Source organism: Blastococcus sp. SYSU DS1021, assembly GCF_054050995.1.
In genome coordinates this window covers 1-18,195 of the sequence record NZ_JBJHAL010000002.1, presented here as the reverse complement: position 1 = coordinate 18,195, position 18,195 = coordinate 1, and the positions used below count along the sequence as shown (strand labels likewise).

The following is an 18,195-nucleotide window of genomic DNA, read 5'->3' as shown; positions in this document are numbered from 1 at the left end:
AGCTAGCCTCGCCGGGTGCCCGTCGCCGTCCTCACCGATTCGACGGCCTACCTGCCCCGCCCGCTCGCCGACGAGTACGGCGTCCGGGTCGTCCCGCTCTACGTCGTCCTCGCCGGCCGCTCGGGGCGAGAGGGCGAGGACATCAGCGCCGAGGACGTGGCGAAGGCGCTCTCCACCCGCGGCCAGCGGGTGTCCACGTCGCGGCCCACGCCCGGGGACTTCGTCGCCGCCTACCGCGCCGCGCTGGACGCGGGGGCCGACCGGCTGGTCTCGGTCCACCTGTCCGCGGAGCTCTCCGGCACCTGGGACGCCGCCCGCGTCGCCGCGTCGCAGGTGGGGGAGCACATCGTCTCCGTCGTCGACTCCCGCTCGGCGGCGATGGGCACCGGGTTCGCCGTCCTGGCGGCCGCCCGCGCAGCGGCCTGCGGGGCCGACGGCGCCACGGTGGCGCAGGTCGCCCGGGACGCCGCCGCCCGCACCCGCACGCTGTTCGTCGTCGACACGCTGGAGCACCTGCGCCGGGGCGGGCGGATCGGCTCCGCGGCCGCGGTCCTGGGCTCGGCGCTGGCCGTCAAGCCGGTGCTGCACGTGGTCGACGGCCGGGTCGTGCCGCTGGAGAAGGTACGGACCTCGGCGCGCGCGCTCGCCCGCCTGGTCCAGCACGTCGTCGAGCACGCCGGCGACCGGGAGGTCTCCCTCGCCGTGCACCACCTCGCCGCCGCCGAGCGGGCCGACCGGCTGGTCACCGAGCTGCGGGCCCGCGTCCCCCGGGTGCAGGAGCTACACGTGAGCGAGCTCGGTGCCGCCATCGGCGCGCACGTCGGCCCGGGAGCCGTCGGCGTGGTCGTGTCCCGGCATGCCGGGGAGCCTCTGGACGTGGGGGACCAGCACCCGCGGTGAGCGGCAGGGCTCACCGGACGGCGTGCCGGGCGGCAGTCCCACGGCCCGTCCGCCGCTCCGCAGAGCGGTCGCTGTCCATACGGCCCATGACCGCCCGGCCGTCGACGCCCTCGGCACCGGCTCCCGGCCGGCGAGGGCTCCGCGGTCACCGTGCTGCGGCGTCGGCCTCCGGGGTGACCGTGGTGCGCGAGTGGTAGACCAGGTCGCCGTACTCCGCCCGGTGGCGCCCGATCCAGGCGCCCACGAACGGGCACAACGGCAGCACCGCAAGGCCCTGGCTGCGCACGTCGTCCAGCGCCTGGCGCACCAGGTCCGAGGCGACGCCCTGACCCTCGTGACCGGGCAGCACCTCCGTGTGCGTGAACACCACGAGCTGTGCCGTCCGGATGTACTCCGCGATCGCGGCCAGCTCCCCGTTGATCCGCCCCTCGTACCGGTGCTGCCCGGTGTCGTCGGTCACCTCGACCCGCATCTGTCCTCCGCTCCTGGATGTCCCAGCGCAGTCTCCGGCGTGCGGAGGCCTCCGCCAAGGCCCCTGGGTGGCCCTGGTGCTCCCCCTTTCCGCTGCCGCGGCGCAGCCACTGGCGCACACCGGAGGCGGGCCCTACCTTCTGACCGCGTGAGCAGCGGCCCCAGGGCAAGTTCCTGCGGGCACGGGGGCAACCAGCGGACGCTGCCGATGAGCACCCTGCCGCTGGTCGTCACCGCCGCCACCTTCGCCGCAGCCGGCCCGCACGCCCATTCCCTCTCGGGTCTGCCTGGACGCCGCGCAGCGTGAGGAACTGCTCCTGACGGCGGCCCAGTCGCCGTCAGGAGCTGCAGGCCACGCCCCCCCCGAACCTCCCCCGAGCCCCCCCGAGCCGGCGTCCGCGCGGGCCCGCGCGCCGTCCACACCCCGGGCAGCCGTCCACAGCCGGCGTCGTGACCGCGGGAGAGGGCGGCCGCGCTCCCTAGCGTCGCCGGGGTGCGCCTGCTTGCCCGCCGTGACGACGACGCCGACGTCATCCGTGCCCGGCTGCGCGCCGTCCTGGCCGAGCCGCGCCCCGCCGCCGACGGCTGGGTCCCCGAGGACGACGACCCGCCCTGGCCGGCGGACGACCGGATCACCGTGCCGGTCGACGTCGCGGGGCGCCCGGACCCACCCGCCGGTGTGGGGCGGCACCGGGCACCCGGCACGACGCCCCGCTGGGACGCCGGCCGCGCCGGTGGGCGCGCCGTGTGGGCCGCCGCGGTGGTGGCGGTCCTGCTCCTGCTGGTCTGGACGTGGTCCCAGCGGCCCCGGGTGGAGCCGGCGGCGGCGCCGCTGCCCTCGCCCACCGCGCCGGCCACCCCCGCAGCCGGCGAGCCCCCGGTGGGGGAGGTGGCCGAGACCGCCGGCACCGTGGTCGTCTCCGTGGTGGGGCAGGTGGCGCGGCCGGGTCTGGTCACGCTCACCGCGGGCGCCCGGGTCGCCGACGCGGTCGAGGCGGCCGGCGGGCTCCTGCCCGAGGCCGACCCGGCCTCGGTGAACCTGGCCGCGCTCCTCTCCGACGGGCAGCAGGTCGCCGTGGGTGTGCCCGGTGCGGGCGCGGAGGGGCCGCCCGCGGGCGGCCCCCCGGGCGGCGGGGGCCGCGTCGACCTGAACACCGCTGGGGTGGCGGAGCTGGACGCGCTGCCGGGCATCGGCCCGGTCCTCGCCCAGCGCATCGTCGAGCACCGCACCCGCAGCGGCGGTTTCCGCAGCGTCGAGGAGCTCGACGACGTGCCGGGCATCGGCCCGGCGAAGGCGGCCGAGCTCGCCGAGCTGGTGTCGGTGTGAGCGCGGCGCTCGACCGCTGGCGCTTCCTCGACCTGCGGCTCTGGCCGCTCGCCGGCGCGGTCTGGATGGTGACGCTGGGGGCGCCGCTGGTGCGGTGGCCGGTGCTGGCCGCCCTGGGTGGGGCCGCGCTCGGTGCGGCGGTCCTCCTCGCGCGTGCCCGCGGTCCCGCGGCGAGCGTCGCCCTCGTCGTCCTGGCCGGCCTCGCGGTGGCCTCCGGCGCCGGCGCGGTGCGCGGCGCGGCGCGCGAGGCGTCCCCGCTGCGCGCAGCCGCCGCGGAGGGCGGGACCGCGCAGGTGACCGTGACCGTGCGGACCGATCCCCGGGCGCTGGCGGGCGGCGGCGGTGCGTCGCGCGTCCTCCTCGAGGCGGACGTCACGGTGCTCGCCGACGGCGGCGCGGTTCACCGGCTGGAGGAGGCCGTCCTCGTCTTCGCACCCGCCGACGGCTGGTCCGGGCTCCTGCCCGGGCAGCAGCTCCGGGTGCGCGCCGGGCTGGCACTCCCCGGAGAGGGCGACGACGTGGTGGCGGTGCTGTCGGCCCGCGGTCCGCCGGAGCCGGTCGGCGGCCCCGGGGCCGTCCAGCGCGTGGCGGGCGAGCTGCGGCACGCCCTGGCCGCCGCCGCGGACCGCGTGCTGGACGACCGGGCCGGCGGGTTGCTGCCGGGGCTGGTGGTGGGTGACACCAGCCGGATGGACCCGGTGCTGGACGAGGAGTTCCAGCAGGCCGGGCTGGCGCACCTGACCGCCGTCTCCGGGGCCAACGTGGCGATCGTGATCGCCGGCATCCTCCGGCCGCTGCGGCGCCGGGCCGTCGACCGCCGGATCCAGGCGCTGGTGGGCGGGCTGGCGCTCGTCGGTTTCGTCGTGCTGGCCCGGCCGAGCGCCAGCGTGCTCCGGGCCGCCGCCATGGGCGCGGTCACCCTGCTCGCACTCGCCTCCGGGCGGTCGCGGGCCGCGCTGCCGGCGCTCGGTGCCGCGGTGACCGTGCTGCTCCTGGTCCAGCCGGGGCTGGCGCGGGACGCCGGTTTCACGCTGTCCGTCGCGGCCACCGCGGCCATCGTGCTCCTGGCCCCGCCGTGGGCGCGCCGGCTGCGCGGGCACGGCTGGCCCGGGTGGCCGGCCGACGCCGTGGCGGTGAGCGTCGCCGCCGGGCTGGCGACCGCTCCGGTGATCGCCGGGCTCACCGGCACGGTCAGCCTGGTCTCGGTGCCGGCCAACCTCCTGGCGGCCCCGGCCGTGCCGCCGGCGACCGTCCTCGGGTTGCTGGCCGCGCCCCTCGGGGTGCCCTGGCCCTGGGCCGGCGACGCTCTGGTCTGGCTCGCCGGGTGGCCGGTGCGCTGGATCGTGCTCGTGGCGGAGCGGGCGGCGGCCGCGCCGGACGCCGTCGCCGGCTGGCCGGCCGGGACGGTGGGGGCGCTGCTGCTCACCGGCCTCCTGCTGACCCTGGGGTACCTGCTGTGGCGGTTCCCCCGGGCGCGGCTGCTCGCGCTCGCGGCTCTCGTCGGGGTGGTCGCGGTGGGCTGGCCGCTGCGCCAGCAGCTGGACGGCTGGCCGCCGGCCGGAGCGCTGCTGGTGGCCTGCGACGTGGGGCAGGGCGACGGCCTGGTGCTCCCCGTGGGCGACGGCCGGGGGATCCTGGTCGATGCCGGCCCGGACGTCGCCCCGATCGACCGCTGCCTCGACCGCCTCGGGATCGACCACCTGCCCCTCGTGCTGCTCTCTCACCTGGACGCCGACCACGTGGGCGGCCTCGCCGGCGCCCTGGGCGGTCGCACGGTGGGCGTCGTCGCGAGCGGCACCCTCTCGCCGGCCGACGACCGGGCCTCGGGCATCGACGCCCTGGTGCGGCGCGCCGGCGGCACCCGCGAGCTCCTCGTGCCGGGCGACCGCCGCAGCGTTGCCGGGGTCGAGATCGAGGTGCTCGCGCCCGATCCGCGCCGGGCCACCGCGGCGGCCGATCCCAATGGGCTGTCGCTCGTCGTCCGGGTCACCGCCGCGGGGGTGCGCCTGCTCCTCACCGGCGACATCGGTGCCGACGAGGAGGCCGCGCTGCTGCGCGACGGCACGGATCTCCGCGCCGACGTGCTCAAGGTGCCCCACCACGGCAGCGGCGACGCCGACCCGGCGTTCCTCGCCGCCACCGGGGCGCGAGCCGCGCTCATCTCGGTGGCGGCGGACAACACCTACGGGCACCCCGCTCCGCGGCTGCTGGGGTGGCTGGCCGACGCCGGCACGCGGGTGCACCGCACCGACCGGGACGGCGACCTCGCGGTGGTCGGCCGGGCCGGGAACTGGGGGATCGCCGCCCGGGGCGCGGACCCCGGCGGCCAGGCGGCGGCAGGCGGACCCGGAGCCATCGACGCCCCGGTCCCGGGCTCCCGGGCGGCCACCGCGGAGCGTCGGTCCCGCGTGGCACCATGCGGAGGTGCCTGCCGCCCCCGTCGAGCCCACGTCGCACCTGCGCGTGGTGATCGGCGAGGAGGAGCTGCTGCGCTCCCGCGCCGTCGGGGCCGTGCGCCGGGCGATCCTCGCCCGCCACCCCGACGCCGAGGTGCACGAACTGGCGGCCATGGGGCTGCCGGTGGGGGAGCTGGCCGACGTGCTGGCGCCGTCGCTGTTCGGCGGGCACCGGCTCGTCGTCGTCACCGGGGTGCAGGAGTCGGCCGGCGCGCTGGCCGATGCCCTGGCCGGCTACGCGAAGGAACCGGACCCGGACCTGACGCTGGTGATCGTGCACTCCGGTGGCAAGCGGAACGAGGCCCTGGTCAAGGCGTTCAAGGCCGCCGGTGCGGCGGTCGACGAGTGCCCCAAGGTCTCCTCCGTCGGCGACCGCATCGCGTTCGCGCGCAACGAGGTGCGCCGGCTCGGCGGCCGGATCACCCCCGATGCGGTCACCGCACTGGTCGACGCCGTGGGCGCCGACCTGCGCGCGCTCTCGGCGGCCGCCGGTCAGCTGGTCTCCGACTTCGGCGGCAGCATCGATGCCGACGACGTCGCCCGGTTCCACCGCGGGCAGGCCGAGGTCACCGGGTTCACCGTGGCCGAGCGCGTGCTGACCGGTGACCGGGCGGGCTCGATCGAGATGCTGCGCTGGGCGCTCGAGCGCGGGGTCGCCCACGTGCTGATCGCCGACGCCATCGCCGACGGCGTGCGCACCGCGGCCCGGGTGGCCTCGCTGAGCTCCAGCAACCCCGGCGACCTCGCCCGCACGCTGAAGATGCCGCCCTGGAAGGTCAAGAAGGCGCAGGCGCAGGCGCGCGGCTGGAGCATCGAGGGCCTCCAGCTGGCCCTCGGCGTGGCCGCCGACCTCAACGCCGACGTCAAGGGTGTCGCGGCCAGCGCGGACTACGCCCTCGAGCGGGCCATCCGCCGCATCGTCACCATCCGGGCGGAGACGGGTCGGGGCCGACCGGCCCGCACCGGCCGCTGAGCCCAGCGCCGAGGCGGGCGCGTCGAGACCGCTCCGGAGGACGAACCGCTAGCTTGTCGCCCATGGAACCCGACGGTCCCGGAACGTGGTCGGCTGTCGCGCGCTGGAGGGCGGCCGGCTGGGACTACGTCGTCATCCTCGGGTGGCTCGCCGTGCTCGCGGCGGTGGCGGCGGGGGCGCGACTGTCGGGTCTCGTCCCGGAGGGAGGTCAGCGCGACCCGGTCGACCTGGTGATCGCCGACCTGGGCGTCTTCGCGGCCACCGTGCTGCCCGTGTGGCTGTACTTCACGCTCCGCGAAGCCGGTGCCCGGCATGCCGGTCCGGGCAAGGAGCGCGCCGGCCTGCGGGTGGCGGTCGACGACACGACGCCGCAGGCCGATCTGCCCGCGGAACCGGTCGGCCCCGGCATCGGGCGAGCGGCCTGGCGGAATGCGGTGAAGTGGCTGCCCTGGCAGCTGGCGCACCTCGCCGTCGCACGAGCCATCCTCGGCAGCGACGAGTGGGTGGTCATGGGCGTCAGCTACGCCTTGTCGCTGCTATTGCCGCTGCTCAGCCTCGGCATGGCCTGGCGCGATCCGCGGAGGCGGGCGCTGCACGACCGCCTCGCCCGCACGGTCGTCGTCCCGGCAGCTCTCGTGCCGCGCACCTGAGGCCGCGCGACCTCCACCTCCCGGCCGGGGCGGGCCGTGACCGGCCCGACGCGGCGGATCAGCGCGGGCCAGGCGGGTCGACGGGTCGCGGCACCACGCCTCGACGGCGGGCCAGCGGCCGTACCCGGCCTCCGGGTCGAGGTGCCCCTGACCCGGCAGCAGGTCGACGTCGACACCGAGCGCTCGGTACACGGGCACCGCACCGCCGCCGGGCCAGTACGGGTCGTCGTCGCTCGCCACCAGGCGCACCGAGCCGGCCCCACGGCTCAGCTGGTGCGCATCAGGGCCGAAGGCGGCGAAGGCGGCCACCTCCGGGTACCCGGCCAGCACCTCGGGCGCGGGCGGGGCGACCAGCAGCACCCGGTCCACGCGCTCCGCCGGCGTCAGCAGGGACGCCGCGTGCTGCCACAGCGGCACGGCGAGGGAGTGCGCCACGACGACGCGTTCGCCGGCGCCCAGCTGGGCCAGCTCGGCGCGCAGCAGCTCGGTCCAGGTGCCGACCACCGGCCGGTCCGGGTCCGGGAACTGGGGATAGAGGACCTGCTCGCCGGCGGCGCGCAGCGACTCCACGAGCTGCCACTGCCAGTGGTGCGCGGGCCGGCGGTTCTGCCACCCGTGCAGGACGAGGAAGCGGCGTCCGGGGGAGGTCACGGGCAGTCCTTGAGGGCGGTAGGAGGGTGCTGCGGCAGCAGGGAACGCGACGAGCCCCCGTCCCCGCGAGGGGAGGGGGCTCGTCGTCGAGCGTGCGCGTCCGGGTGGACGCGGGCCGATCAGAGACCGGCGGTGAGCTTCGCCAGACCCGACTTGCGGTTGGCGGCCTGGTTCTTGTGGATGACGCCCTTGCTGGCGGCCTTGTCCAGCTGCTTGGCAGCGGCCTGGTAGGCGGCGGTCGCGGCCGCGGCGTCCCCGGACTCGGCGGCGGTGCGCACCCGCCGGACGGCCGTCTTCAGGGCGGACTTGACGGCAACGTTGCGCTGACGCGCCTTCTCGTTGGTCTTGATCCGCTTCATCTGGGACTTGATGTTCGCCACGCGTGAGCCTCGGTGTCTCGACAGGAGGGAGTACTTCTGACAATGGTGCTGAAGATCTGCGTCCGGGCATGCGCCACAGGACCGGCCTGCAAAGATACCAGCGTCCGGCCGGCCACCCCAACCCGCCGTCCGGCGACCTCCCGCACACCCCGCGCGAGCCCCTCGCCGCGCCGGGCTAGGGCCTCGGGCCGGGACGTGGGACGATGGCGGCACTGTGACGACTCCTGCTGCCACCGATCCGGCCCGCATCCGGAACTTCTGCATCATCGCCCACATCGACCACGGCAAGTCGACGCTGGCCGACCGGATGCTCGAGGTCACCGGGATCATCGAGGCCCGGCAGATGCGCGCCCAGTACCTCGACCGCATGGACATCGAGCGCGAGCGCGGCATCACCATCAAGGCGCAGAACGTCCGCCTGCCGTGGACCCAGCGCTCCGGTGAGCACGCCGGCGGTGAGTTCGTCCTCGACATGATCGACACCCCCGGGCACGTCGACTTCACCTACGAGGTGTCCCGGTCGCTGGCCGCCTGCGAAGGCGCGGTGCTGCTGGTGGACGCGGCGCAGGGGATCGAGGCGCAGACGCTGGCGAACCTCTACCTGGCGCTGGAGAACGACCTCACGATCATCCCGGTGCTCAACAAGATCGACCTGCCGGCCGCCCAGCCGGAGAAGTACGCCGCGGAGATCGCGCACATCATCGGCTGCGACCCCGACGACGTCCTCCGCGTCAGCGGCAAGACCGGCGAGGGCGTGCCCGAGCTGCTCGACCGCATCGTCGAGGAGATCCCCGCGCCCACCGGCGTCGCGGAGGGGCCGGCGCGGGCGATGATCTTCGACTCGGTCTACGACATCTACCGCGGCGTCATCACCTACGTGCGCGTGGTCGACGGGCGCATCTCCGCCCGCGAGAAGATCAAGATGATGTCGACCGGCGCGACCCACGAGCTGCTCGAGATCGGCGTCATCTCGCCCGAGCCCAAGCCCGTGGACTCCCTCGGCGTCGGCGAGGTCGGCTACTTCATCACCGGCGTGAAGGACGTCCGCCAGTCCCGCGTCGGCGACACCGTGACGCTGGCGAACAAGCCGGCGGCGGAGTCCATCGGCGGGTACCGCGACCCGCGCCCGATGGTCTACTCCGGCCTCTACCCGATCGACGGCAGCGAGTACCCGCTGCTGCGCGAGGCGCTGGACAAGCTGCTGCTCAACGACGCGGCGCTGGTCTACGAGCCGGAGACGTCGGCGGCGCTCGGGTTCGGCTTCCGCGTCGGTTTCCTGGGGCTGCTGCACCTGGAGATCGTCCGCGAGCGGCTGGAGCGCGAGGCCGGCATCAGCCTGATCTCCACCGCCCCGAACGTCGTCTACCGGGTGATCATGGAGGACGGCACCGAGCACACGGTGACCAACCCCAGCGACTGGCCCGAGGGCAAGATCGACCGCGTCTACGAGCCGATCGTCAACGCCACGGTCATCGCGCCCAGCGACTACACCGGCGCGATCATGGAGCTCTGCCAGGGCCGGCGCGGCCAGCTCGGCGGCATGGACTACCTCAGCGAGTCCCGCGTCGAGCTGCGGTACACCCTGCCGCTGGGGGAGATCATCTTCGACTTCTTCGACGCGCTGAAGTCCCGCACCCGCGGCTACGCCTCGCTGGACTACCAGGAGGCCGGCGAGCAGGAGTCGGCGCTGGTGAAGGTGGACATCCTGCTGCAGGGCGAGGCGGTCGACGCGTTCAGCGCGATCGTGCACAAGGACAAGGCCTACAGCTACGGCGTGATGATGGCCGGCAAGCTGCGCGAGCTCATCCCGCGGCAGCAGTTCGAGGTGCCGATCCAGGCCGCGGTCGGCTCCCGGGTGATCGCCCGCGAGACGGTCCGCGCCATCCGCAAGGACGTCCTCGCCAAGTGCTACGGCGGTGACATCACCCGCAAGCGGAAGCTGCTGGAGAAGCAGAAGGAGGGCAAGAAGCGGATGAAGATGGTCGGCCGCGTCGAGGTCCCCCAGGAGGCGTTCGTCGCCGCGCTCTCCACCAACGAGTCGACCGCCTCCGCCAAGCCCAAGTGACCGGGCGGGTCGACGCCGTCTGCGTGTCCGGGACCGACCTCCTCCCGCTGCCCGGTCGTCGGCCCGACCGCAGCGGGATCGCCAAGCGGCCGGTGGTCGGTCGGGTGGCCGTCGGGGAGCGGGGGCTGGACGGCGACGTTCAGGTCAACCGGAAGTACCACGGTGGGGACGGCCAGCAGCTCTACGCCTACGCCCAGGAGGACGCCGACTTCTGGATCGCGGAACTCGCCCGCGAGCTGCCGCCGGGCATGTTCGGCGAGAACCTGCGGACGACGGGGCTCGCCCTCACCGACGCCGTCCTCGGCGAGCGCTGGCGGGTCGGGACGACGCTGCTCGAGGTGACCGCGCCCCGGATCCCGTGCGCCAACTTCGCCCGTTTCTGGGACGAGCCGCAGCTGGTCAAGCGGTTCACCGCGCACGGGGCGCCGGGCGCCTATTTGCGGGTGCTCGAGAACGGGGACGTCGGTGCCGGCGACGCCGTCGAGCTCGTGTTCCGACCCGACCACGAGGTGACCGTCGGACTGGCCTTCCGGGCGTTGACGACCCAGAAGTACCGGATCGCCGAGCTGGAGCCGGCGCTGCCCCATCTGCCCGACAGGGTCCGCGCGAAGGTTGCTGGCAAGGTCGCCAGGCGGGTCACGCCCATCCTCTAGTCGTGACGGCGCGCTAGTGTCCGCCGCGACGGCGGGGGAGCCCTGCCGCGACGGGAGGACGTCATGCTGCTGCGCCGATCCGGCGTGCCGCTGCTCGCGCTGGTGATCGTCGTCGGCCCGGTGCTCGCCGCCTGCGGGTCCGACGAGCCCGAGGTGTCGGCGGACGGCCTGCTGGAGCGGGCCAAGCAGACGCTGGACGAGGCGGAGAGCGCGCACTTCGACCTGGCCAGCGAGGGCGCCCCGACCACCGGGACGGTGCTGGTCGGCGGCGAGGGCGACATCGCCCGCCCGGCCTCCTTCGACGGCACGCTCCAGGTGCTGGCGCTGGGCTCCACGCTGGACCTGCAGGTGGTCTCCGTCGACGGGACCGTGTACGCGCAGCTGCCGTTCACCAGCGGGTTCAGCGTGATCGACCCCGCCCAGTTCGGCTTCGGCGACCCCGGCGCGCTGCTCGACCCTGAGACGGGCATCTCGCAGCTGCTCGCCGAGGCCACCTCGGCCGAACTCGGCGAGGAGAGCCGGGTCGACGGCGAGGTCGTCCGCGAGGTCACCGCCGAGCTGCCCGGCGACCTGGTGGAGCAGGTGCTCGCCAGCGAGGACCCGTCCCAGCCGGTGCAGGCCCGGTTCTCGATCGCCACCGACAGCGGTGAGCTGCGCCGGGCGGAGCTGACCGGCCCCTTCTTCGAAGCCGGCACCGACGCCACCTACCTCCTCGAGCTCAGCGACTTCGGGGCCGATGTCGAGATCACCGCGCCGGCCACCGGCTGAGGCTGCGGTCGCCCCCTCCCGGCCGGTCCCGGGGCCGGCCGCGATCGCCCTCGCCACCCTCGCCGTGCTGGTCACGGCCGCCGACACCTACGTCGTCGTCCTGGCGCTGCCCGACATCCTCACCGGGGTCGGGGTCGGGCTGGACGAGCTGCAGCGGGCGACCCCCATCGTCGGGGGCTTCCTGCTCGGCTACACCGCCACGCTGCCGCTGCTCGGCCGGCTGGCGGACCTCCGCGGGCGGGCGCCCGTGCTCATCGGCTGCCTGCTGCTGTTCGCGCTGGGCTCGCTGCTGACGGCGACGGCGGAGACGCTGGGCCCGGCCGTGGCCGGTCGCGGCCTCCAGGGCATCGGGGCCGGCGGCCTGGTGCCGGCCACGCTCGCGCTGGTCGCCGACCGGTGGCCGCCCGAGCGCCGGGCGGTCCCGCTCGGCATCGTGGGCGCGGTCCAGGAGGCGGGCGCCGTCCTGGGGCCGCTTGCGGGGGCCGCCGTGCTGGCCGTCGCCGACTGGCGGGCGATCTTCTGGCTCAACCTGCTCCTGGGGGTGGGTCTGGCCGCCGGCGTCGTCGTCACCGGCCGGGTGCGGCGACCGGATCCGATCGGGGTGGCGCTGGCCGTCGTCGCCGCCACCGCCCTGGGGCTGCTGCTCGCCGAGCCCTCCGCGCTCGCCGAGGACGTCACCCTCGGGCTGCTCTACGTCCCACTGGCCGACGGGTGGGGGTGGACGGCGCCGCTGCTGCTGCTCACCGTGCTGGCCACCGGCGCCCTGGTGGCGCGCGGCATCGCCCGGCCCGCCGGTGCGGTGCTGCCGCTGCGCGGGCTGGGCCGGCTGGCCCGGGAGGTCGACGTCGTCGGCTCGGCGCTGGCCGTGGTGTCGCTGGGCGCACTGGTCTGGGCCTTCGCCGCCGCCGACCCGGCCCGCGAGGTCGTGGCGCACGGCCGGCTGCTGCTGCCGGTGGCCGCGGTCGCCGGCCTGCTGTTCGTGCTGCACGAGCGGCGGGCGCCCGAGCCGGTGCTGCCGTTGGCCGCGCTGCGCCCGGTCGGTGCCTGGGGCGCGCTGGTGGTCAACGTCTTCGTGGGCGCCGCGCTGGTCGCCGCGCTCGTCGACGTCCCGCTGTTCGCCCGGGCCACGACCGCGCCCGGGAACCAGCTGGCGGCGGCGCTGGTGTTGCTGCGGCTGCTGGTCGCCGTGCCGGTGGGGGCGGTGGCCGGGGGCTGGCTGTGCCGGGTGGTGCCGCCGCGTGCCGTCGCCGGTGCCGGGATGGCGCTGACCGCGGCGGCGTTCGCCGCGATGACCGGGTGGGACGAGCGGTCGCTGGACGGCGTCGGCTCCACCGTCGTGCTGGTCGCCGCGGGCCTCGGGTTCGGCCTCGCCATCGCGCCGGTGAACGCGGTCCTGCTGGCGGTCACCCCGCCCCGGGTGCACGGGAGCGCGAGCTCGCTGGCGGTCGTGGCGCGCACCGTCGGCATGCTGGCGGGGCTGTCGCTGCTCACCGCCGTCGCCCTGCGCCGCTTCACCGCCGAGGTGGCGGCGATCGGCACCCCCATGGAGCTGTGCCCTGCCACCCCCGCCGACTGTGCCGCCTACGACGCCGCCACGGAGGCGGCGGTGCTCACGCAGCTGCACACGGTCTTCGCCGGCGCGGCGATCGCCTCCGCGCTGGCCGCGGTGGCGGCGCTGGTCCTGCTCCGCGGAGGGCCGGTCAGGAGTCCAGCCCGAGCCTGAGGTCGTCGCGGAGGGCCGGGAGGTCGACGCCGCGGTCGTGCAGCACCTTCACCGCCAGCCCCTCGCCCTCGCGGAGGAGCCCCAGCAGGACGTGCCCGTCGGTGATCGTCCGCGACTTCATCGCGATGGCCTCGCGCAGGGAGAGCTCTAGCACCTTCTTCGCCCGCGGGGTGAACGGGATGTGCCCCGCAGCCCCCTTCCGCCGCGGGCCGTCCAGGGCGCCGGGCCCGAAGGCCTCCTCGACCCGGTCGCGGACGGCGTCCAGATCGATGCCGAGGCTGCTCAGCGCGTCGGCGTCCAGCTCGTCGCCGCCCCGGTTCGCCCGCACCGCCGCCACGACGTCGTCGTGGGTGATCCCGTGCCCGGTGAGCGCGCGGGCCGCCGTCGTCGCCGGCCGGGCCAGCATGCCCAGGAGCAGGTGCTCGGTGCCGACGCGCGGGTGCCGGAGCTCGCGCGCCTCGGCCTGGGCCCCGACGACGACGTCCCGGGCGTCCTGCGTGAACCTCTCGAACATCGTCAGTCCCTCCGTCGGAGCGGCCCGCGGCCGCGTGAGTACTTCTTGTGCACCGCCTGCCGGCTGACGCCGAGCTGATGGGCGATCTGCTCCCAGGTCCAGCCCTGGTCGCGGGCGTTGTCGACCTGGAGCGCCTCCAGCCGTTCGACGAGGACGCGCAGCGACCGGACCGCCGTGAGCCCCACCGCCGGGTCCTTGCTGCTGGCTGCCGAAGCCACCTGTGCCGTGTCCGCCATGGCTGTCAACTTAAGTTGCACACCGCCGCCGTGTCAACTGACGTTGACACGTGCGAGGCTGGAGGGGAGCCGCTCCCCGGCTCCCGGACGAGCGGTGCCGTACCCGGTGTGCGACAAGACGGCGCCAGAGGAGGCCGCGATGTCGTGGGTGGTGCTGGTCGTGTCCGGGATGCTGGAAGCCGTCTGGGCGGCGGCGCTCGACCGCTCGCACGGCCTCACCCGGCCGGTGCCCTCGGTGGTGTTCGGCGTCGCCCTGGTCGCGAGCATGGGCGGGCTCGCCTACGCCATGCGCGAGCTCCCGCTGGGCACGGCCTACGCGGTGTGGGTGGGCATCGGCGCCGTCCTGACGGTCGCCTACGCGATGGTGACCGGTCTCGAGCCCGTGTCGCTGGTGCGGGTTCTGCTGCTCGCGGGCATCGTCGGCTGCGTGATCGGGCTCAAGGTCGTGCACTGACCCCGGTCAGCCGCCGGGAGCGACCTCGAAGTGCGTGACCGTCTCCTCGCGCTCCACCAGGTAGCGGTCGTCCTCGGGGTAGAAGACGGCCCGCTCGATGTCTTCGCCGGCGAAGCCGCGGATGACGTCCCGGTCGGTCCAGAAGCTGAGCGTGACCACCTCGGTGTGCCCGTCGCCCAGATCGCGGATGAGCATGTGCGCGCCCCGGTTCCCCGGGGTCTGCCGGTACTCGGCCATGCCGGTGCCCTCGATGTAGTCGACGTAGGCGTCGCGGTCCGCGGTGCGGACCCGACCGCGCCACATGCGAGCGATCACCGGTGGCCCCTTCAGAGCGTGAAGACGATCTTCCCGTTGGTGCGCCCCTCGAGCATCCGGGCGAAGCCCTCCCGGGCCTGCGCCAGGGGGAGCTCGACGTCGATCTGCGGCCGGATGCCGGTGACCCGGCACATCTGGATGAGCGCCTCCAGCTCGGCCTTCGTGCCCATCGTCGAGCCGATGACCGAGAGCTGGGTGAAGAAGACCCGGTTGAGCTCGGCGCCGGGGTTGAACCCGGTGGTCGCGCCGGAGGTGACGAGCACGCCGCCGGGCTTCAGCGACTTGATGCTGTGGCTCCAGGTGGCCTCGCCGACGGTCTCCATGACGCCGTCGACCCGCTCGGGCAGCCGGGCGCCGCTCTCGAACGCCTGCTCGGCGCCGAGCGCGAGGGCTGCGGCCCGCTTCTCCTCACTGCGGCCGGTCACCCAGATCCGGTAGCCGGCGGCGCGGCCGAGCACGATGAGCGCCGTCGCCACGCCGCCGCTGGCGCCCTGCACGAGCACCGTCTGCCCCGGGCGCAGGCCGGACTTCACGAACAGCATCCGGTAGGCGGTCAGCCATGCGGTGGGCAGGCAGGCGGCCTCGGCGAAGGAGAGCTCAGCGGGCTTGGGCAGCAGGTTCCGCTTCGGGACGGCGACCTTCTCCGCCATCGAGCCCTGGTGCACCTCCGACAGCAGCGAGCGCTTCGGGTCGAGGGTCTCGTCGCCCATCCAGTCAGGGGTGGAGATGACCCCGTGGACGACGACCTCGTTGCCGTCGGCGTCGATGCCGGCGGCGTCGGTGCCGAGGATCATCGGCATCCGCTCGGCGGGCAGGCCGATGCCCTGGAGGCTGAACAGGTCGTGGTGGTTCAGCGAGACCGCCTTGACCTGGATGGTCGTCCAGCCGTCGGGAGCCTCCGGCTCGGGGCGCTCGCCGATCTCCAGCACGGAGAGCGGGTCCTTCGGGTTCGGGGTGGAGACGAAGGCAGCCAGCATGGCCGCGAACCTAACCGACCAGGCGCGCGGCTGCCTCACGTGCCGTCGTCAGCGCCTCGGGGTCGTCGCCCGCGGTGGAGGCGACGAGCGCGCCCTCGTAGAGCAGGTGGAGCGTCGCCGCGATCGCCTCCGGGTGCGCGATCCCGGCCTCGGTGGCGAGTTGGGTGAACCGTCGCCGCATCCACTCCTTCTCGGCGCGGATCACCGGGAGTGCGGGGTGGTCCGTGCCGCCGATCTCGGCGTAGGCGTTCACGAACGCGCAGCCCCGCTGCTGCTCCTCCCGCCACCGGCGCGCCGCGTCGAAGACGGCGAGGACCCGGTCGCTGCCCGGGGCGCGTGCCGCGATCTCGGCCTCGAGGAGTTGCTGCCACGTCCAGGCCCGGCGCTCCAGGTACAGGGCGACCAGCGCGTCCTTCGAGCCGAACCGGTCGTAGAGGGTCTTCTTGGTGGTGCCCGCAGCCTCCGCGATGGCGTCGACCCCGACGGCCCGGATGCCGTGGGCGTAGAAGAGTCGCGAGGCGGCGTCGAGCAGCCGCTCTGCGGCGGGGGTCAGGTTGGTCGGTGCTGCGATCACGTCGGACATGTCCGCTCCTCTCGATCGGTGCACTGCGAGTATACCGACCGGTGTGGTTACCTCGGCCGGGTGAGGGATCGCCGTACCGACGCCGTGGCCGCGGGCGTCCTCGTCGTGTGCTGGTCGTCCGGCTTCGTCGGCGCGGAGTTCGCCACCCGGGACGCTCCGGTCGCGACGGTGCTCGCCTGGCGCACCGGGCTCGCGGCGGCTCTCCTCGGCGGCTGGGTGCTGCTGCGGGGCGAGCGCCTGCGGCCCGGCTCCCTGCTGCGCCAGGCCTGCCTCGGCCTCCTCGTGCAGGCGGTCTACCTGGGTGGCGTCTTCGCCGCCGCGGGCGCGGGCGTCCCGGCCGGCACGTCGGCGCTGGTCGCGGCGCTCCAGCCGCTGGTCGTCGCCGTCGTCGCGGCACCCTTGCTGGGGGAGCGGACAACGGCGCGCCAGCGGGTGGGGCTGCTCGTCGGTGCGGGCGGCGTCGCGCTCGTGGTCGTGGGCGATCTCGGTGCGGGCGGCGCCTCGCCCGTGGCCTTCCTGCTCCCGGTCGTGGCCCTGGCCGGTCTCTCCGCCGGCACGCTGCTGGAGCGGCGGTGGGCACCGGCGGAGTCGCTGGCCGTCGCGCTCGCCCTGCAGTCCGCCGTGGCGGCGCTGGTCTTCGGTGCGGTGGCCGGCGCGCGAGGGGAGCTCTCCCCGCCGGCCGAGCCGGCGTTCTGGGTGGCGATGGCCTGGCTGGTCCTGCTCTCCACCGTGGGGGGTTACGGCAGCTACCTGTTCGTGGTGCGCCGGTCGGGCGCCACGACTGCCAGCACGCTGCTGTACCTGACGCCGCCGGCGACCGCGCTGTGGGCGTGGGCGATGTTCGGGCAGGCCCCCGGCCCGACGGCGCTGCCCGGCATCCTCGTCTGCGCGGTCGGTGTGGCGCTCGTGCTGCGCAGCGCCCGGGCGGTTCCCCGCGAGCGACCGGACGACGAGCTCCCCACGCGAGGCGCACTCGTCCGACCGGCGGGCCGCGGGCGCCTCCCCGCCCGGCAGCGGACCCCGGGGGATCCGGGCGTCGACCCGCAGTAGGGCCGACGTCCCGGATGCCTCGGCAGACCGGTCCGGGCGTTCGACCAGCTGCCCCGAGGACTCAGCCGCAGACGATCCGCTGCTGGCGCAGGTCGTTCTCGGCGGGGTCGAGGTTGACCAACCGGCCCACGGCCACGTCGCGCACGACCAGTCGGGCGCCCCCGGCGACCCGGGCGGCGCGGACGTCGAGGTACTCGGTGCACTCCCCACGCTGGAAGACGTGCTGCTCCACCGGCCCGGTCCCGCGCCAGGCCACGTCCACGACGGCGTAGCCCTGCCGGTCCGGCAGTCCGACGGGGGAGGAGCAGTCGACCTGGAGGACGCCGCTGGCGACCGCGGAGCGCACCCCGTCCAGCCGTGCCCGCACCCGGTCCTCGGTGGTGCACTCGTAGAGGACGCCCTCCCCGCCGCCGGGCAACGGGCCGGCGACGAAGAAGTCGGTCACGCCGAACGGCTCCTCGTCCGGCGGGTCGAACACCTGGGGGGCGCTGTGCAGCGTCCACCCGGTCCGCGCGTCCACGCCGTCGAGCCCCGTGGTGGCGAACCCGATCCGCTCCTCGGTGGCCGCGGCCGCCCCGGTCGCCGTCCCCCCGGACACGAGCGCCAGCAGCACGACGGCGAGAGCCCGCCGGACCGTCCTCGTCCTCATCGCGACCTCCTCGGTGCCGGACCACGGGACCTCCGGGTCCGTCGCGGCGGCAGCGTGGCAGCGGCGTGCGCCGGTGGGCCAGGGCATCCCACGCGCGGGGAGCGGGTGACCGGCGTGTCCCCGGCGACATGCCGGGCCGGCGGCGGACGGCCGCTCCCGGGGCTGTCAGCGGACGATGGCTCTGGTCCGCTTGCGCGCCCCAGTCCGCTCCTCGCTCGTTCCTCGCTGCGATGCTCCTGGGGCTGTCAGCGGACGATGGCTCTGGTCCGCTTCCGCGCCCCAGTCCGCTCCTCGCTCGTTCCTCGCTGCGATGCTCCTGGGGCTGTCAGCGGACGATGGCTCTGGTCCGCTTCCGCGCCCCAGTCCGCTCCTCGCTCGTTCCTCGCTGCGATGCTCCTGG

The 18,195-nt window shown here is 75.3% G+C and carries 20 protein-coding genes, 1 pseudogene and 1 riboswitch; of the genes and pseudogenes, 12 read left to right on the top strand and 9 right to left on the bottom strand.

Going from position 1 to position 18,195, the window contains the following annotated elements; all coding sequences use genetic code 11:
• Positions 1–15 precede the first annotated feature (15 nt).
• A complete protein-coding gene (locus ACI8AP_RS01650; protein WP_456587585.1) occupies positions 16–900 on the top strand; it encodes a DegV family protein in 885 nt (294 codons plus the stop codon).
• A 145-nt stretch (positions 901–1,045) separates the two neighbouring features.
• Here the strand turns inward: ACI8AP_RS01650 and ACI8AP_RS01645 are convergent, their stop codons facing one another.
• On the bottom strand, positions 1,046–1,372 hold the full coding sequence (locus ACI8AP_RS01645) for a GNAT family N-acetyltransferase (RefSeq protein WP_456587584.1): 327 nt from the start codon (positions 1,370–1,372) through the stop codon (positions 1,046–1,048).
• Between the two features lie 147 nt (positions 1,373–1,519).
• Here ACI8AP_RS01645 and ACI8AP_RS01640 point away from each other — a divergent pair, with 147 nt between their 5' ends.
• The 5 genes and pseudogenes from ACI8AP_RS01640 to ACI8AP_RS01620 all read left to right on the top strand — a co-directional run bounded on the left by ACI8AP_RS01640 (position 1,520) and on the right by ACI8AP_RS01620 (position 6,777).
• Positions 1,520–1,678: a hypothetical protein gene (locus ACI8AP_RS01640; protein ID WP_456587583.1), complete on the top strand. Its 159-nt coding sequence runs from the start codon at positions 1,520–1,522 to the stop codon at positions 1,676–1,678.
• Positions 1,679–1,864: 186 nt separating this feature from the next.
• Positions 1,865–2,698, top strand: a complete 834-nt coding sequence (locus ACI8AP_RS01635) for a helix-hairpin-helix domain-containing protein (RefSeq protein WP_456587582.1) — start codon at positions 1,865–1,867, stop codon at positions 2,696–2,698.
• A gap of 65 nt (positions 2,699–2,763) precedes the next feature.
• Positions 2,764–4,746: pseudogene (locus tag ACI8AP_RS01630) on the top strand (ComEC/Rec2 family competence protein); the annotation flags it as partial.
• Positions 4,661–6,127, top strand: a complete 1,467-nt coding sequence (gene holA / locus ACI8AP_RS01625; RefSeq protein WP_456587809.1) for a DNA polymerase III subunit delta — start codon at positions 4,661–4,663, stop codon at positions 6,125–6,127. The pseudogene ACI8AP_RS01630 and the gene holA, both read left to right, overlap by 86 nt.
• 62 nt (positions 6,128–6,189) lie before the next feature.
• On the top strand, positions 6,190–6,777 hold the full coding sequence (locus ACI8AP_RS01620) for an RDD family protein (protein ID WP_456587581.1): 588 nt from the start codon (positions 6,190–6,192) through the stop codon (positions 6,775–6,777).
• On the opposite strand, the gene ACI8AP_RS01615 is transcribed toward ACI8AP_RS01620, so the two are convergent.
• Together ACI8AP_RS01615 and rpsT are read right to left on the bottom strand one after the other, a co-directional pair.
• Entirely contained in the window at positions 6,664–7,428 is a 765-nt protein-coding gene (locus tag ACI8AP_RS01615) for an RBBP9/YdeN family alpha/beta hydrolase (RefSeq protein ID WP_456587580.1), read from the bottom strand. The two genes, ACI8AP_RS01620 and ACI8AP_RS01615, sit on opposite strands and share 114 nt — an antisense overlap.
• A gap of 119 nt (positions 7,429–7,547) precedes the next feature.
• On the bottom strand, positions 7,548–7,808 hold the full coding sequence (gene rpsT / locus ACI8AP_RS01610; protein WP_236826314.1) for a 30S ribosomal protein S20: 261 nt from the start codon (positions 7,806–7,808) through the stop codon (positions 7,548–7,550).
• 214 nt (positions 7,809–8,022) lie between these two features.
• Here rpsT and lepA point away from each other — a divergent pair, with 214 nt between their 5' ends.
• The 4 genes from lepA to ACI8AP_RS01590 all read left to right on the top strand — a co-directional run bounded on the left by lepA (position 8,023) and on the right by ACI8AP_RS01590 (position 13,017).
• Positions 8,023–9,873 carry a translation elongation factor 4 gene (gene lepA, locus ACI8AP_RS01605; protein WP_456587579.1) on the top strand — a complete coding sequence of 617 codons (1,851 nt, stop codon included), beginning with the start codon at positions 8,023–8,025 and terminating at the stop codon, positions 9,871–9,873.
• A gap of 23 nt (positions 9,874–9,896) precedes the next feature.
• Positions 9,897–10,526, top strand: a complete 630-nt coding sequence (locus ACI8AP_RS01600) for an MOSC domain-containing protein (RefSeq protein ID WP_456587578.1) — start codon at positions 9,897–9,899, stop codon at positions 10,524–10,526.
• Between the two features lie 63 nt (positions 10,527–10,589).
• A complete protein-coding gene (locus ACI8AP_RS01595) occupies positions 10,590–11,294 on the top strand; it encodes an LppX_LprAFG lipoprotein (protein WP_456587577.1) in 705 nt (234 codons plus the stop codon).
• 64 nt (positions 11,295–11,358) lie between these two features.
• Complete coding sequence (locus ACI8AP_RS01590) at positions 11,359–13,017, top strand: MFS transporter (RefSeq protein ID WP_456587576.1); 1,659 nt, start codon at positions 11,359–11,361, stop codon at positions 13,015–13,017.
• Here ACI8AP_RS01590 and ACI8AP_RS01585 read toward each other — a convergent pair.
• Together ACI8AP_RS01585 and ACI8AP_RS01580 are read right to left on the bottom strand one after the other, a co-directional pair.
• On the bottom strand, positions 12,995–13,531 hold the full coding sequence (locus ACI8AP_RS01585; protein WP_456587575.1) for a Clp protease N-terminal domain-containing protein: 537 nt from the start codon (positions 13,529–13,531) through the stop codon (positions 12,995–12,997). The genes ACI8AP_RS01590 and ACI8AP_RS01585 overlap by 23 nt on opposite strands.
• A 2-nt stretch (positions 13,532–13,533) precedes the next feature.
• Complete coding sequence (locus tag ACI8AP_RS01580; protein WP_456587574.1) at positions 13,534–13,767, bottom strand: helix-turn-helix transcriptional regulator; 234 nt, start codon at positions 13,765–13,767, stop codon at positions 13,534–13,536.
• Between the two features lie 63 nt (positions 13,768–13,830).
• Positions 13,831–13,895, top strand: a riboswitch (guanidine-III (ykkC-III) riboswitch).
• Between the two features lie 11 nt (positions 13,896–13,906).
• Here ACI8AP_RS01580 and ACI8AP_RS01575 point away from each other — a divergent pair.
• Positions 13,907–14,221: a DMT family transporter gene (locus ACI8AP_RS01575; protein ID WP_456587573.1), complete on the top strand. Its 315-nt coding sequence runs from the start codon at positions 13,907–13,909 to the stop codon at positions 14,219–14,221.
• Between the two features lie 6 nt (positions 14,222–14,227).
• Here ACI8AP_RS01575 and ACI8AP_RS01570 read toward each other — a convergent pair whose 3' ends face one another.
• The 3 genes from ACI8AP_RS01570 to ACI8AP_RS01560 are packed head-to-tail and all read right to left on the bottom strand — an operon-like array spanning position 14,228 to position 16,096.
• Complete coding sequence (locus ACI8AP_RS01570) at positions 14,228–14,536, bottom strand: hypothetical protein (protein WP_456587572.1); 309 nt, start codon at positions 14,534–14,536, stop codon at positions 14,228–14,230.
• 11 nt (positions 14,537–14,547) lie between these two features.
• Positions 14,548–15,513: a zinc-binding dehydrogenase gene (locus ACI8AP_RS01565; RefSeq protein WP_456587571.1), complete on the bottom strand. Its 966-nt coding sequence runs from the start codon at positions 15,511–15,513 to the stop codon at positions 14,548–14,550.
• A gap of 10 nt (positions 15,514–15,523) precedes the next feature.
• A complete protein-coding gene (locus tag ACI8AP_RS01560) occupies positions 15,524–16,096 on the bottom strand; it encodes a TetR/AcrR family transcriptional regulator (RefSeq protein ID WP_456587570.1) in 573 nt (190 codons plus the stop codon).
• A 60-nt stretch (positions 16,097–16,156) separates the two neighbouring features.
• Between ACI8AP_RS01560 and ACI8AP_RS01555 the strand changes: the two genes are divergently transcribed.
• A complete protein-coding gene (locus ACI8AP_RS01555; RefSeq protein ID WP_456587569.1) occupies positions 16,157–17,146 on the top strand; it encodes a DMT family transporter in 990 nt (329 codons plus the stop codon).
• Between the two features lie 61 nt (positions 17,147–17,207).
• On the opposite strand, the gene ACI8AP_RS01550 is transcribed toward ACI8AP_RS01555, so the two are convergent.
• Entirely contained in the window at positions 17,208–17,795 is a 588-nt protein-coding gene (locus ACI8AP_RS01550) for a hypothetical protein (protein WP_456587568.1), read from the bottom strand.
• Between the last annotated feature and the right edge of the window lie 400 nt (positions 17,796–18,195).

Excerpts from the sequence above, each read along its gene's own strand:
- ACI8AP_RS01565 (WP_456587571.1), bottom strand. The coding sequence starts at position 15,513 with ATGCTGGCTGCCTTCGTCTCCACCCCGAACCCGAAGGACCCGCTCTCC.
- ACI8AP_RS01645 (WP_456587584.1), bottom strand. The coding sequence starts at position 1,372 with ATGCGGGTCGAGGTGACCGACGACACCGGGCAGCACCGGTACGAGGGG.
- ACI8AP_RS01620 (WP_456587581.1), top strand. The coding sequence starts at position 6,190 with ATGGAACCCGACGGTCCCGGAACGTGGTCGGCTGTCGCGCGCTGGAGG.
- holA (WP_456587809.1), top strand. The coding sequence starts at position 4,661 with ATGGGCTGTCGCTCGTCGTCCGGGTCACCGCCGCGGGGGTGCGCCTGC.
- ACI8AP_RS01595 (WP_456587577.1), top strand. The coding sequence starts at position 10,590 with ATGCTGCTGCGCCGATCCGGCGTGCCGCTGCTCGCGCTGGTGATCGTC.
- ACI8AP_RS01550 (WP_456587568.1), bottom strand. The coding sequence starts at position 17,795 with ATGAGGACGAGGACGGTCCGGCGGGCTCTCGCCGTCGTGCTGCTGGCG.
- ACI8AP_RS01560 (WP_456587570.1), bottom strand. The coding sequence starts at position 16,096 with ATGTCCGACGTGATCGCAGCACCGACCAACCTGACCCCCGCCGCAGAG.
- ACI8AP_RS01580 (WP_456587574.1), bottom strand. The coding sequence starts at position 13,767 with ATGGCGGACACGGCACAGGTGGCTTCGGCAGCCAGCAGCAAGGACCCG.
- ACI8AP_RS01575 (WP_456587573.1), top strand. The coding sequence starts at position 13,907 with ATGTCGTGGGTGGTGCTGGTCGTGTCCGGGATGCTGGAAGCCGTCTGG.
- ACI8AP_RS01585 (WP_456587575.1), bottom strand. The coding sequence starts at position 13,531 with ATGTTCGAGAGGTTCACGCAGGACGCCCGGGACGTCGTCGTCGGGGCC.